The organism is Coprococcus sp. TF11-13 (genome assembly GCF_003481085.1).
Taxonomy (GTDB): domain Bacteria; phylum Bacillota; class Clostridia; order Lachnospirales; family Lachnospiraceae; genus Coprococcus; species Coprococcus aceti.
The window spans coordinates 173,590-187,931 of record NZ_QUKK01000003.1; the positions used below are offsets into that span (position 1 = coordinate 173,590).

Consider the following 14,342-nt stretch of genomic DNA (forward strand, 5'->3'; position numbering starts at 1 on the left):
GAGTAATGGACGAAAAGAGGTGATTTCTATGAAGTGGGTATGTACGAAGATAAATGAACTGTCACACATAACAGGTATAGGCAATATGAAACTTTTCATAACAGTCAGCATGGTAGTGTGCGGACTTGCGGGATGTGCTGCAGCATTGCTGCTCCACATGATCCCTGTGCTGGGAGATGTATCATTAGCAAAGCTGATGTTCATATGTGGCGGCTACGGCATGTTCCTGGTAGGAATGTTTGGAAGTGCGGTGTATCTGCTCATAAATGAGCCTCTGGGAAGCAAATAAACAGATGAAAACAGAAAAAAGGTCTATGTGATACCACAAAACTGTGCCAAATATTTTGCAGGATTTTACATAGATTTTAAATTTACACAGATTTTACATACACATATCTCACATTTTACATATCCCTTTTACAATAGACGCTGATAAAAACAGACGCTGTAAAAGGGATATTGTGTATACAAGTCCTTATACAGAAGTAATTGGAAATGTAATAAGGAGACAAAAGATATGGATATTTTCAATGTGTTATCCCTTCTGGGCGGACTTGCAATGTTCCTGTATGGAATGAGTGTGATGGGAGATGGCCTTGCCAAGACGGCTGGCGGTAAGCTGGAGAAGATACTGGAAAAGCTCACATCAACACCTATAAAGGGTGTTCTGCTGGGCGCCGCGGTGACAGGAGTGATCCAGTCATCATCAGCCACCACAGTTATGGTGGTTGGACTTGTAAACTCAGGCATCATGAAGCTGAGACAGGCAGTGGGTATCATTATGGGTGCAAATATAGGAACAACAGTAACATCATGGATACTCAGCCTTACAGGAATACAGAGTGACAATATATTTATTAATATGTTGAAACCCTCATCCTTTTCACCTATACTCGCAGTAATAGGAATAATATTCCTCATGTTCACCAAGTCTGAGAAGAAGCACGATATAGGTGGAATACTTCTTGGATTTACAGTGCTCATGTTCGGTATGGAGATGATGAGCGGGGCGGTTGAGCCGCTTAAGGATGTACCGGAATTTACGAATATACTCACCATGTTCTCCAATCCATTCCTTGGAATGCTTGTGGGAATGTTGATAACAGCTATCATACAGAGTTCTTCGGCATCTGTAGGTATACTCCAGGCGCTGTGTGCAACCGGGGCTGTATCATTTGGGACGGCGATCCCAATCATCATGGGTCAGAACATAGGAACCTGTGTAACGGCACTGATATCATGTATAGGAACCAAGAAGAATGCCAAGAGAGCTGCGTTTGTGCATCTGTACTTCAACATCATAGGAACAGTCGTGTTCATGGTGGCGTTCTACACGGTCAATTCATTTGTACACTTCCAGTTCCTGAATGATTCAGCGAATGCAGCTGGTATAGCTGTTGTACACAGTGCGTTCAACGTTGCGGCGACACTTCTTCTGCTTCCGTTCTCAGGCGGACTTGAGAAGCTTGCAACGCTCACTGTCAGAGATAAGGATGAGGTGGAGAAAAATACTCCTGCAGAGCTGGAGATGCTCAAGCGTTTGGATGCCAGATTCCTTGAGAAACCAGCATTTGCTGTTGGACACTGTATAGAGGTCGTAAAATACATGGCTCAGCTTTCAAAGAACAGTGTTGATATGGCACTGTCACTGGTTGATAATTATGATGAAGCGGTCAGGGATAAGGTTGAGGATCTTGAGGGCATCATAGATACCTATGAGGATGAGGTCGGTTCTTATATGGTAAAGCTCAGCAGCAAGGAGCTCTCCCATGAGGATAGCCAGAAGGTATCGATCGGACTTCATGTCATAGGTGATCTTGAGAGAATGTCGGATCACGCCATAACCATAGCGGATATATGCAGGAAGATGAATGAGGCGGGCGCGTCCTTCTCAGAAAAGGCAAGGTTAGAGCTTGGTGTATACAAGGATGCAGTTCAGAACATAGTCAGCATGACTGTGGAGGCTTACGACAAAGAAGACCTTCAGGAGGCATCCCATGTGGAGCCGCTTGAGGAAGCCATCAATGAGCTCAACAGCGCGGTTAAGAAGCAGCATATCAAGAGACTTCAGAAGGGGAAATGTACCATTGAGCTCGGAATATCACTGGAGAATCTTATCAACAACTATGAGAGAGTTGCAGATCACTGTTCCAACGTGGCGGTGGCAATGCTTCAGTTAAAATCAGATAACTTTGATACACATGAATATCTGGATAACATGAAGAAGGATTCCAACATAGATTTCCAGAGCATGTACACATATTACAGAGGGATGTACAAGCTGAAGTGATATCTGGCACGTATAAATAAAAAAATAATGATAAAAATAAAATTACAATACGCATGTAAATGAAAGTGGTATTACACAGGGAAAGGAGACAAAATGGCAGTACATATTTATATTGTAGAAGACGATAAGAATATAAGAGAGATAGAGATGTTTGCTCTGAAAAACAGCGGATATGCGGTGGAGGAGTTTGAGAATGCAAAATCCTTCTTCTCAAGGTCTGTGGAGAAGGTCCCTGATCTGGTACTCCTGGATATCATGCTCCCAGACATGGATGGCCTTGAGATTGTGAAGAAGCTCAGGAGCAGACCAGATACTGTCAGAGTTCCGATTATCCTTGTGACAGCCAAGACTACAGAGCTTGACAAGGTCAAGGGCTTGGATATAGGAGCGGATGATTACCTCACCAAGCCATTTGGCGTGATGGAGCTCATATCCAGAGTCAAGGCGCTGCTCAGAAGAAGCAGGGCGCTGCAGGATGACAAGCAGATGGTACTCGGGGATATAACCCTTGATTCAGAGAGACGCGAGGTGCATGTGGGCGGTGAGTTGTGTGAGCTTACCTTCAAGGAGTTTGAACTCTTAAAGCTTCTCATGGTTAATGCAGGAATAGTCCTTCACAGAGACACGATTATGTCGGATGTGTGGGGAACGGATTACGAGGGCGAATCCAGAACCCTTGATATGCATATCAAGACTTTGAGACAGAAGCTTGGCGAAGCAGGTAATATGATAAAGACGGTTAGAAATGTAGGGTATAAGATGGAGTAGCATATGGGTAAGAGAGACGATAAAAGGCTGAAAAAGGTTATCAATCTGGAGTTTATCATCTTTTCACTGGTGGCCATAGCGGTGACCATGGTCCTGTCGACGTTTATATTCTATGAGGTGTACAAGGCGGAGATCATAAGGGATCTGAAGGGGTATGCTGAGGTGCTTAAGAATACCGGAGATTTCGACGCGGATGACACCGGTGTGTATGCAAGCGTGGATACCAATGACCTCAGATTGACGCTTATAGCGCCTGACGGCAGTGTTCTGTATGACAATCAGGCCGATGAGATTTCCATGCAGAACCATCTTGACAGACCAGAGATAGCAGAGGCATTTGAAAATGGTGATGGACATGTTATAAGAAAGTCGGCAACCCTCAATAAGAGCACATATTACTATGCGATACTGCTCAAGTCTGGAAGGGTGCTGAGAATAGCGAGGGAGACTAACAATGTAATCAGTATGTTCCTTGCGGCTGTGCCGGTCATGCTGGTGGTGATGGCGATCCTTGTCTGTGTCACCATCATAGTGACACACTATCTGACCAGAAACATATTGAAACCAATAGAGCAGATGGCGAACAGTCTGGATGACGATACCCACATAGTTGCGTACAAGGAGATGCGCCCATTCATAGATATGATACAGAAGCAGCATGCGGATATAGTGAAGAGCTCACAGATGAGACAGGAGTTCACGGCAAATGTATCACATGAGCTCAAGACGCCACTCACATCTATATCGGGGTATTCGGAGCTCATCGAGACCGGTATGGCTACTGAGGCGGATGTGCATCATTTTGCAACTGAGATCCATAAGAACTCCAACAGACTGTTGACGCTTATCAACGATATAATCAGGCTGTCTGAGCTGGATGTATCTGAGGATGCGCCGGTTATGGAGAAGATAGATCTGGCAGCGATTGCAAGAACAGCTACGGACATGCTGGCGATAAACGCAGATAAGAACAGCGTGAAGCTCAGTTATTATGGAAACCACGGATATATATATGCGAACAGGATGATGATGGAGGAGCTTGTGTACAACCTCACAGACAACGCCATCAGATATAACAATAAGAATGGAAGTGTGGATGTATCTGTAAAGACAGTAGACGGCAAGGTTATACTCAGGGTGAAGGATACGGGAATAGGAATCCCGAAGGAGCATCAGGAGAGAATATTTGAACGATTCTACAGAGTGGATAAGAGCAGATCTAAGTCAACAGGTGGCACAGGACTTGGCCTTGCTATAGTAAAGCATATAGTTGCCCGCAACAATGCACAGCTTGATATGGACAGTGAACCAGGTAAGGGAACTGACATAAAGGTTACATTTGACGCATACAGGGAAGATGAACAATGATGCAGTCGAAATCAATGAATTTTGATGGGGAATGCTGTAAAAGAACAGAATAGATGCTACAATAAAAAGGAGCCTGGTGGAAGTGTTTTAGCCAGACTCCTTAAGTATATTGATATTCACACACACCGACATTAAGTTCGAAAATATGTGAAATCTTCTGAATTTAATAATATAATACAGCATGTTACGGAAAAAATCAAGTGGTAATTATGCATAACATACAATGCGATTTATACATAATTCACAAAACATGCAGTTGAAAGGCAGATAATTTTGGCGGATCGGAAGGAAACAAATTCTTGATTATTGAATTTTATAGTATTACTATATGGTCTTGAATAAGGAGAGTGATAGTATGTCAGCAAACGAATATTTAAGGGCTCAGAAGCTTGGTGAGAAGAGATATCAGGCAGCCGTAGCAAAAAATGAATATCCATATCTTCCGGTTTTGGATGAGATAATATCACCATCTGACACTGTAGGTGAAGTGAATCTTGGTCTCCAGACTATATCGCTTGACCGCGTGGTTGGAACTGCTACCGCTGCAAGGACGACGGCGTTTGCTAGTAATTTTATGCCTATATTGGATTATCATACTGAATTTGGAATGAAATGGGCCGCATTGTGTGAGTCCCACATAGAGGAAGGTATACATGACCCGATAAAGGTATATGAGTATATGAACAAATTCTATGTAGTAGAAGGAAATAAGAGAGTGAGTGTGCTCAAATACTTTGGTGCGGACTCAGTTCCTGCCATGGTTACAAGAAAGATACCTAGAAGGACAGACTCACTTGAGAATAAGATATATTTTGAATTTATAGATTTCCACAAGCAGACGGGGATCAACTATGTATATTTCTCACAGCTCGGTGGATATGATAAGCTCAGGGAGTTCATAGGGATCACTAAGGATGCGGTTTTCACAGAGGATGAGAGACTGGATTTCAACTCGGCACATCTCGCATTTGAGAAGGCTTATCTTGCTAAGAAGGGCAATGAGGAGCTCACTATAACAGTGGACGATGCCATGCTTGTATTCCTCAATGTGTATGGCTATGAAGCTCTTAAGAACATGACTACATCCCAGGTGAAGGACAGTGTTGACAAGGTATGGAATGAGATAGTCCTCACAAATGAGAAGAAGGATAAGACGGTTCTTCCAAAGCTCGATCCTGTGGAGCCTAAGAAGTCTATACTCGACAGGGTTATAAAGCCATCAGGCCCTTCGAACCTGAAGGTGGCATTTGTGTATGATAAGTCGCCAGCCAACTCGGTCTGGACATACAGCCATGAACTGGGTAGAATGGACATGGAGAATAAACTCGGAGATTCTATCGACAGCAGAACCTTCTGTAATGTGGATACACCTGCCAAGCTGACAGAGTGCCTTGGAAGACTTGTGGATGAGAAGTATGATGTGATATTTACGACAGGGCCTGAGATGCTTCCTGAGGCTCTTAAGACTGCAGTGCTCCACCCGGAGATAAAGATACTTAACTGTTCCCTCAGCCTTGCGAACAGCCATGTGCGTACCTATTATGCAAGAATGTACGAGGTGAAGTTCCTCACAGGTATGATAGCGGGAAGCCTGTGTGCTGACGGACAGATAGGATATGTAGCTGATTATCCGATATTCGGAACAACAGCGAACATCAATGCATTTGCCATCGGAGCAAGGATGGTCAACCCTAGGGCAAAGATATATCTGCAGTGGACAAAGGTTAAGAATGCTGATCCACAGAAGTTCTTTGAGAGAAATGGAATAACATATATATCCGATAGAGACATGATCATGCCGGATGATGCGTCACGAAACTTCGGACTTTATCACTATGATCAGAATGGAGAGGTCGTCAACCTTGCCATGCCTTTCTACAACTGGGGTGCATTCTATGAGAGGATCCTTAGATCCATACTGGAGGGCAACTGGAAGCAGGAGGAGAAGAACGAGACCAGCAATGCGATAAGCTACTGGTGGGGTATGTCAGCGGGAATAGTTGACGTCATATGCTCAAAGCACCTTCCGGCCGGAACACAGAAGCTCATATCGGTTATGACAAACCTCATAAGAGAGGGCGCTATCACACCGTTCAGCGGAAAGCTTACATCCCAGAACGGAATAGTGAGAAATGAAGATGACGGAGCGATGCTCCATGAAGATATACTCAAGATGGATTGGCTTGCTGAGAATGTAGTGGGCATGCTCCCTACAGAGGACGATCTTGTCGATGAGGCAAAGACGGTAGTTGCACTTCAGGGTATAGACACACCGGAGAGTCTGGAGCTCAAGTCGGTTCCGGAAGTGAAATAAGATAAATCTCCTACGGAGAAGGTATACTGTAGTACAGGGGAATAGATACGTGAAGATTTTGTTGTTGGCGGATGAAGAATCCAAGTATTTGTGGGATTATTTTGATAAGAGTAAGGTCGAGGGAATAGACCTGATAATATCCTGTGGCGATTTATCGCCACAGTATTTGTCGTTCCTTGCGACATTCAGTCATGCGCCCGTTCTCTATGTCCATGGCAATCACGACGTGTGCTACAAGGATACACCGCCGGGGGGCTGCGAGTGCATAGACGACAAGCTTTATGTGTATAAGGGTGTCAGAATTCTGGGACTTGGCGGTTCGATGGAATACAAGTTTGGTGGTGCGGATCATCAGTATTCCGAGCGTGCGATGGCCAGAAGAGTACGGAAACTCAGGTTTAAGATCATGAGGAACAAGGGCTTTGACATACTTGTTGCCCATTCGCCTGCATACAGGATAAATGATTCCGAGGATCTCCCACATACAGGTTTTAAGTGTTTCAGAACGCTTATGGAGGAGTACAGACCTAAGTATTTTGTCCATGGCCATGTGCATATAAATTATGGAAGAGATTTTGTTCGCGAATCAAAATACGAGGACACGACGATCATAAATGCCTATGAGAGATATATTATTGAAATTTAGGCAGAAATATTTTAAAATTAAATAATTTTGGCGAAAAGACAGGAATAAATCAAATTTATTGCTGTCTTTCTTGCGAAAATGGAGTTTTTTTGATAAACTGTGGTGAGTTGATATAGTTTATTGATAAGATCCGGAGAGGCTCCGGGATGATGAACAGGGATTGGATAAAGGAAGGAGACATGAGGTTTGGAAAGAAACAGCGAGGAATATAACAGAATACTGGATGAGCTTACAGGTTATTGTACAGAATCTGGCAAGATAGACCAGAACCTCTATGTCAATTATGATGTCAAGAGAGGCCTCAGAGATTCCACAGGAAAAGGTGTACTCACGGGACTCACAGAGATATCTGATGTCATAGGATATGATGTAATAGATGGAGAGAGAGTGCCGACTGATGGTCGTCTGTATTATCAGGGGTACAATGTTGAGGATCTCGAGAGAGGTTTTCACGGAAGTAAATTCGGATTTGAGGAGACTATGTATCTTCTGCTGTTTGGAAAGCTTCCAAATGAGCAGCAGTTTAAGAGATTTGTTGAGATGATGGAGTGCTACAGGGAGCTTCCTAGAAAGTTTACAAGAGATGTTATCCTCAAAGCGCCAAGCAAGAATATGATGAACGTTCTGCAGAGATGTGTTCTCACACTCTATTCATATGATGATAATCCGGATGATATAAGCATAGAGAATGTTCTCAGACAGTGTATGGAATTGATAGCACAGTTCCCTGTGATCGCCGCATATGGTTATCAGGGCTACAAGCACTATTTCCACGACATGAGTCTTGTAATACACAATCCGAAGCCGGGGCTTTCCACTGCGGAGAATTTCCTGAGGCTTATCAGATCAGATAAGAAATATACAGAGCTTGAGGCGCAGGTGCTTGACATATGTCTGGTTATACACGCTGAGCATGGTGGTGGTAATAACTCCACATTTACAACTCATGTAGTATCGTCGACAGGAACAGACACATATTCTGCAGTTGCAAGTTCACTTGGATCACTGAAGGGACCTAAGCATGGTGGTGCGAACCTCAAGGTTCAGCAGATGTTTGATGACCTCAAGAGCCATGTCAAGAACTGGGGTGATGAGGCTGCACTGGAGAAATATCTCACAGGACTTCTTGACAAGAAGGGCTTTGACCATTCAGGCCTTATATATGGAATGGGTCATGCGGTATACACCAACTCAGATCCTAGAGCTAGGATACTCAAGGGATATGCAGAGAGACTTGCCCAGGAGAAGGGCAGGACAAAGGAATTTGAGCTGTACAAGAAGGTTGAGGAGATATCAGGAAGACTGCTTGCGGCCAGAAGACGCAGCGGCAAGCCTATATCGGCAAATGTAGATTTCTACAGTGGATTTGTATATACGATGCTCGGTATCCCTATCGAGCTGTTTACTCCTATATTTGCCATCGCACGTATTGCGGGATGGTCAGCGCATAGAATAGAGGAGCTTGTCAATGCCGGCAAGATCATCAGACCTGCATACAAGTATGTGGGAACACACAGAGAGTATCTGCCGATGGAAGACAGATAAAGTTATGTACGGCAGATTAAGATAAAGCCGTAGAATACAATAGACATGCATACAGCGCTTCAATCTTCAATAGACAAGGTTGGGGCGCTTAGTGCATTTGATGACAAGGAGATGACTTGGAACATGAAAGATAAGAATAAGAACGCAAAGACTGAGGAAAAGACAAATGTCATGCGCATACTTGACAGCAAGAAGATAAAGTACAACCATTATTGTTATGTGGAGACAGGCGAGACAAATGGAGATAAGGTTGCTGCTATACTTGGACAGGATCCTGCGTATGTGTATAAGACCCTGGTGACCGTTGCGAAGTCTGGCGCAGATTACGTGTTTGTAATTCCTGTCAAGGAGGAACTTGATCTCAAGAAAGCTGCGAAGGCTGTGGGAGAGAAGTCGATAGATATGCTCAAGGCAAAGGAACTCCTCCCTCTTACCGGATATATACATGGCGGCTGCTCACCTATCGGTATGAAGAAGTTTTTCAGGACCACGATAGATGCAAGTGCTGAAGATCTTGATAAGATGTATGTGAGTGCGGGTAAGGTTGGGTATCAGATAGAGATAGCCCCTGCGGATCTGGAGAAGGTTATCCGTCTGGAGTATGCGGATGTGACGGTATAAAGGACTAAATTACGTGACAAAAAAAGCTGAAATTAAGAAGCTGAAAAATTAAAAAAAGCAGGAATATGAGCCCCTATAACGAAGTTTGCTGGGTTTCATATTCCTGCTTTTAGTTTATCTGCAAAATGTATCTGCCTCGACCGATCCGTTGTTATCTCTGCCATCTTCCGGCGGCACCGCAAGGAAGAACAAGACCTGTCTCTGTGACAGGAAGTCCGATCTCATCTGCCACAACATGTCCGCCAAATCTGCTCTTTACCTCTGTGGATATCATATATGTGAGCACCGCAGGCGCGAGACCTGTTGTATATGAATTTACAAGGAAGAAAAGCGGCTTGTCACAGAGAAGCTGGCTGCAGAGCTTGATGAAAGGATGGATCTTCTCTTCGATCTTCCATATCTCACCCTTTGGTCCTCTGCCGTATGAAGGAGGATCCATGATGATCGCGTCATATTTGTTGCCTCGTCTGATCTCTCTTTCGACAAATTTCACACAGTCGTCAACTATCCATCTGATCGGTGCGTCGGCGAGCCCTGATGATGCTGCGTTTTCCTTTGCCCAGGTAACCATTCCCTTGGATGCATCAACATGGGTGACTGTAGCTCCGGCTTTGGCGGCTGCACATGTTGCGCCCCCTGTGTATGCGAACAGGTTCAACACCTTAATATCCTTTTTAGGTGAGTTCTTTATCAGTTCGCTGAACCAGTCCCAGTTGGCAGCCTGCTCAGGGAACAGACCAGTGTGCTTGAAGCTGAATGGCTTCAGATTGAAAGTCAGATCCCTGTAATTTATCGTCCACTGCTTAGGCAGGCTGAAAAACTCCCATTCTCCGCCGCCTTTGTTGCTTCTATGATAATGTCCGTTCAGTTTATTCCATGCAGGATTTTTCTTTGGAGTGCTCCACAGAACCTGGGGATCTGGTCTGAGCAGAGTGTATTTGTCCCAACGCTCAAGCTTTTCTCCGTCAGAGCAGTCAATAACTTCATAATCCTTCCATCCATCTGCTATCCACATATATGTAATCCTTCCTTATAAAAATAACTTCAAAAAATATATCCTATAGATTATACTTGTATCAAAGCACTGCGTCAAGGCTGCTGTGTGCATAGATTGATGACAGAGATTAATTACGATACAGATTGTTGGTAATGGAGAAGTTGGAATAATGGCAGATATAAGTATAAAAGAATTAATAGAAGAGATGGTACAGAGTGATCCCCACAAGATCATTCTCAGTGGCGGACGCGGTGAATACAGAAAAATGGTATTTGAGAGAAAAATCATAGGCGGTAAAAGGTGCTTTCAGATAGAAAGGTATACGGAGAAGCAGGTGTTCCACCAGAATATAGATGAGGACGAGCTTGAAGAAGCACTGGCCGGAGATCTGCAGGATGGATTCAGACAGATAAACATGTTCTCGGCCCGGGAGGAGTGGGATGTGAAGATCTCAAAGAAGGGCAAAGTAGCTGTGAATAAGAGGCACACGGAGAATAAACTCATAACTGTTCAGGGGAACAACCGAAGAAAGAAATACATACTTGAAGAGGGAATGGATATCCCTGTATTTACCCATCTGGGCATATTTACAAAGGATGGCAAGGTTGTGCACTCCATGTATGACAAGTTTAAGCAGATCAACAGATTTGCGGAGATCGTGGACAATGTCATGAAGAGCTACAACAAACCTTCTATTAATATAGTAGATTTTGGATGCGGCAAATCGTATCTGACATTTATAGTTTATTATTATCTGCATGAGGTTAAGGGGCTTGATGTCCATATAACCGGCCTGGATCTCAAGGAGCAGGTGATAAAAGACTGCAATGCGCTGGCGGAACAGTTTGGATATACCGGACTAAAATTCGAACTTGGGGATATAAATGGGTATAAGACGGATGTGGATGTGGATATGGTCATGACGCTGCATGCGTGTGATGTTGCCACGGACTATGCGCTGTACAATGCCATTTGCTGGAACGCACAGTATATATTGTCCGTGCCTTGCTGCCAGCATGAGCTGAATAAACAGATGCATTCTGATGAACTGGCTGCGCTGACAAGATACGGTATCATCAAGGAGAGGATAGCTGCGCTGGCAACAGATTCCATCCGCGGACATATGCTTGAGGCGTGTGGATATAAGACTGATATAATGGAATTTATAGACATTGCACATTCGCCTAAAAATCTGCTCATAAGAGCTGTGAAGAAAAATGTATCTCCGGACAGGAGAAAGAAGGCTCTTAAGGATGCGGAAGCACTTTGTGAGGAGTTTGGATTCAGACAGACTCTGATGGAGATGATTAAGGCGGATGGCAGGATATAATTGGATTAAACCTGTGGTTTGTTGTGTGTGTGATGGTTGTGGAATATTATTAAGGAGGATATCATGAGGGCTGCGCTGTATATAGATTGTGATAGCATAGAGGCAAAGGCTGTGCCTGTTATATATGAGGATATAATCAGAACGGACAAGCTTGTGATCTGCAAGATGTTTAATTCCGACAAAGACGATGACAGTTTTATGGAGAGTGCAGGGAGGTTCAGAATACAGGACTGCATGCACGGAGAGTATAAGGTGTCATCGGCGATGGTTGCGCTGGCCGTGGAGATTATGGCGGATGCTGCGCTTTCAAAGCCAGAGCGCATATATATAGCAACGGGGGACAGTCTGACAGTACCGCTTCTCGACAAGCTGAGGCTCACGGATATAGAGGTTGTGGTTGCCGGTCCATGTGACGCAGACAAAATCCTTGTGAACAGCGCCCAGAGATATATGTATATAGATGTTCTTGCCGGAGGGAAATGCACTGCTGATATACCGGATATAGGTGATATAGCAAAGGAGATATATTCGGTTTCTTCCTATTATAAAGGACAGGGAAGAGATGCTGTCATGGAACAGGTGTATGAAGGCGTTGTGAGAAGATACCCGGATTTTGATGTCAGAAATTATGGCTATACTCATCTTGATACATTTGTGGAGAATAATGTGAGTGGAGTGAAGGTTTATACCGATGAGAATGGCGTGACAAAGCTGACGTTGGTCGATGACAGGGAGGAGATAGACACATTTGCATATGAGTATATGACGGGCAGGGGATATAAGATAGATGATATGGCAGAGCTGCTCGGTGCGATTCGAAGCAGATTCCCTGGGTTTGCGATGGAGAATTATGGTTACCATACAGATTACGGGTTCATCTTAAGCTTTTCGAAGTTTGAGATATGGGAGAACAAGGGGATCAAAATGAAGAGGACATTCAAGCTGAGTGAATCTGGCGAGTGATAACCTGTAAATACCCGTTAAAAAATAATTCAAAAAAACATAAAAAAATTAAAAAAAACTCTTGATTTAAAGAAATCCCTAGTATATAATCAAACGTGCTGTGGCATGATAGCTGAGAAGCGGAGGTTGCTGCGTACATATATGACGCAGGTTTTTCGTGGAGCGAATGTCAATTTACAAAACTGGCGACAAGTCACTGTACAATATAACCGTCTGTCAAGAGGACAGAAACGACGTGATGGTTCTGGGTTTTAACTTAGGACACACACGGGAGAGTGTACAGTCACCGCTTGTTGTACTAAGATTAAGTGCGAAAAGGAGGCGGCTTTTTTTATGGCAAATCAGATTATGAGAATTACACTTAAGGCTTATGACCACAAACTTATCGACAAGGCAGCAGCACAGATTGTTGATACAGTTAAGAAGACTGGCGCAAAGGTAAGCGGACCAGTTCCAATGCCTACTAAGATTGAGAAGATCACAATCTTAAGAGCAGTTCATAAGTACAAGGACTCAAGAGAGCAGTTTGAGCAGAGAACTCATAAGAGACTTATCGATGTTGTAGCACCAACTCAGAAGACAATTGATGCATTACAGAAGATCGATCTGTCCGCTGGCGTGTTCATCGATGTTAAGATGAAATAATCAAAGTCAGACAGCAATTCAAAAGAAACCCAATTAGATGCGGACTAATTTAAAACAAACCGCAGAAACAATTAAATAACAGTACCTAATGCATTTTCGGATGTAATTTAGTATGATTGCAGATGCAATCCGCTGTGAATTAAATTAGGAGGAAACAGAAATGAAGAAGGCTATATTAGCTACAAAAGTCGGAATGACACAGATTTTCGACGAGAACGGTGTATTAACACCAGTTACAGTATTGCAGGCTGGTCCATGTGTTGTAACCCAGATCAAAACAGTTGAGAATGACGGTTACGATGCAATTCAGGTAGGATTCGGCGAGAAGAAGGAAAGAGTAACAACAAAGGACGTATCAGGAAAGAAAGTTATCAGAAATCCACATGGTGCTGGTAAGGCAGAGGTTGGTCATGCTAAGAAGGCAGGAACAACTCCAAAGGCTTTCTATAGAGAGTTCAGACTTGAGAACACTGCTGAGTACGAGCTTGGCGCAGAGATCAAGGCAGACGTATTTGCTGCTGGCGACAAGATTGATGTTACTGCTAAGTCAAAGGGTAAGGGATACGCAGGCGGTCTTAAGAGACACGGCCTTAAGTCAGGTCCTTCAGGACATGGTTCAAAGTATCACAGACATGCAGGTTCAAACGGTTCTGCAACTACTCCAGGTAGAGTATTCAAGGGCAAGAAGATGCCTGGACATATGGGTAGCGTAAGAGTTACAATCCAGAACCTTGAGGTAGTTAAAATAGATGTTGAGAACAATGTAATCTTGGTTAAGGGCGCTGTTCCAGGACCAAAGAAGTCATTGGTTATGATTAAAGATACAGTAAAGTCTGGTAAGTAGGGCTTTGGAAA

General features: G+C 43.8%; 13 protein-coding genes. 12 read left to right on the top strand and 1 reads right to left on the bottom strand.

All coding sequences use genetic code 11. From position 1 onward, the window contains the following. The first annotated feature begins 28 nt into the window (after positions 1 to 28). The 8 genes from DXD11_RS07270 (at position 29) to ybaK (ending at position 9,552) form a co-directional block, all read left to right on the top strand. Positions 29 to 289 (top strand): hypothetical protein, encoded by a 261-nt coding sequence (locus tag DXD11_RS07270; protein WP_118649706.1) that lies wholly within the window; start codon positions 29 to 31, stop codon positions 287 to 289. Positions 290 to 517: 228 nt separating this feature from the next. Then, positions 518 to 2,290, top strand: coding sequence for a Na/Pi cotransporter family protein (locus DXD11_RS07275; protein WP_118758082.1), 1,773 nt, complete (start codon positions 518 to 520; stop codon positions 2,288 to 2,290). 93 nt (positions 2,291 to 2,383) lie between these two features. Then, positions 2,384 to 3,058, top strand: coding sequence for a response regulator transcription factor (locus DXD11_RS07280; protein ID WP_055146522.1), 675 nt, complete (start codon positions 2,384 to 2,386; stop codon positions 3,056 to 3,058). A 3-nt stretch (positions 3,059 to 3,061) separates the two neighbouring features. Beyond that, positions 3,062 to 4,426, top strand: a complete 1,365-nt coding sequence (locus DXD11_RS07285; protein WP_118758083.1) for a sensor histidine kinase — start codon at positions 3,062 to 3,064, stop codon at positions 4,424 to 4,426. Positions 4,427 to 4,781: 355 nt separating this feature from the next. Then, positions 4,782 to 6,740 (top strand): BMP family ABC transporter substrate-binding protein, encoded by a 1,959-nt coding sequence (locus DXD11_RS07290; RefSeq protein WP_117550713.1) that lies wholly within the window; start codon positions 4,782 to 4,784, stop codon positions 6,738 to 6,740. Between the two features lie 49 nt (positions 6,741 to 6,789). Then, positions 6,790 to 7,386 (top strand): metallophosphoesterase family protein, encoded by a 597-nt coding sequence (locus DXD11_RS07295; RefSeq protein WP_055223143.1) that lies wholly within the window; start codon positions 6,790 to 6,792, stop codon positions 7,384 to 7,386. A 186-nt stretch (positions 7,387 to 7,572) separates the two neighbouring features. Next, a complete protein-coding gene (locus tag DXD11_RS07300; protein WP_117550712.1) occupies positions 7,573 to 8,931 on the top strand; it encodes a citrate/2-methylcitrate synthase in 1,359 nt (452 codons plus the stop codon). 123 nt (positions 8,932 to 9,054) lie between these two features. Next, a complete protein-coding gene (ybaK, locus tag DXD11_RS07305) occupies positions 9,055 to 9,552 on the top strand; it encodes a Cys-tRNA(Pro) deacylase (protein WP_118758084.1) in 498 nt (165 codons plus the stop codon). Between the two features lie 151 nt (positions 9,553 to 9,703). On the opposite strand, the gene DXD11_RS07310 is transcribed toward ybaK, so the two are convergent. After that, the gene (locus DXD11_RS07310) at positions 9,704 to 10,567 is read right to left on the bottom strand and encodes a class I SAM-dependent methyltransferase (protein ID WP_118758085.1); all 864 of its coding nucleotides are present in this window, start codon (positions 10,565 to 10,567) and stop codon (positions 9,704 to 9,706) included. A gap of 151 nt (positions 10,568 to 10,718) precedes the next feature. Here DXD11_RS07310 and DXD11_RS07315 point away from each other — a divergent pair, with 151 nt between their 5' ends. From DXD11_RS07315 to rplC, 4 genes are all read left to right on the top strand, one after another. After that, on the top strand, positions 10,719 to 11,879 hold the full coding sequence (locus DXD11_RS07315) for a class I SAM-dependent methyltransferase (RefSeq protein ID WP_118758086.1): 1,161 nt from the start codon (positions 10,719 to 10,721) through the stop codon (positions 11,877 to 11,879). A gap of 63 nt (positions 11,880 to 11,942) precedes the next feature. After that, on the top strand, positions 11,943 to 12,842 hold the full coding sequence (locus DXD11_RS07320) for an OST-HTH/LOTUS domain-containing protein (RefSeq protein ID WP_118758087.1): 900 nt from the start codon (positions 11,943 to 11,945) through the stop codon (positions 12,840 to 12,842). A 333-nt stretch (positions 12,843 to 13,175) separates the two neighbouring features. Beyond that, on the top strand, positions 13,176 to 13,487 hold the full coding sequence (gene rpsJ, locus DXD11_RS07325) for a 30S ribosomal protein S10 (RefSeq protein ID WP_004850108.1): 312 nt from the start codon (positions 13,176 to 13,178) through the stop codon (positions 13,485 to 13,487). Positions 13,488 to 13,647: 160 nt separating this feature from the next. Then, the gene (gene rplC, locus DXD11_RS07330) at positions 13,648 to 14,331 is read left to right on the top strand and encodes a 50S ribosomal protein L3 (protein ID WP_015533789.1); all 684 of its coding nucleotides are present in this window, start codon (positions 13,648 to 13,650) and stop codon (positions 14,329 to 14,331) included. The last annotated feature ends 11 nt before the right edge of the window (positions 14,332 to 14,342 follow it).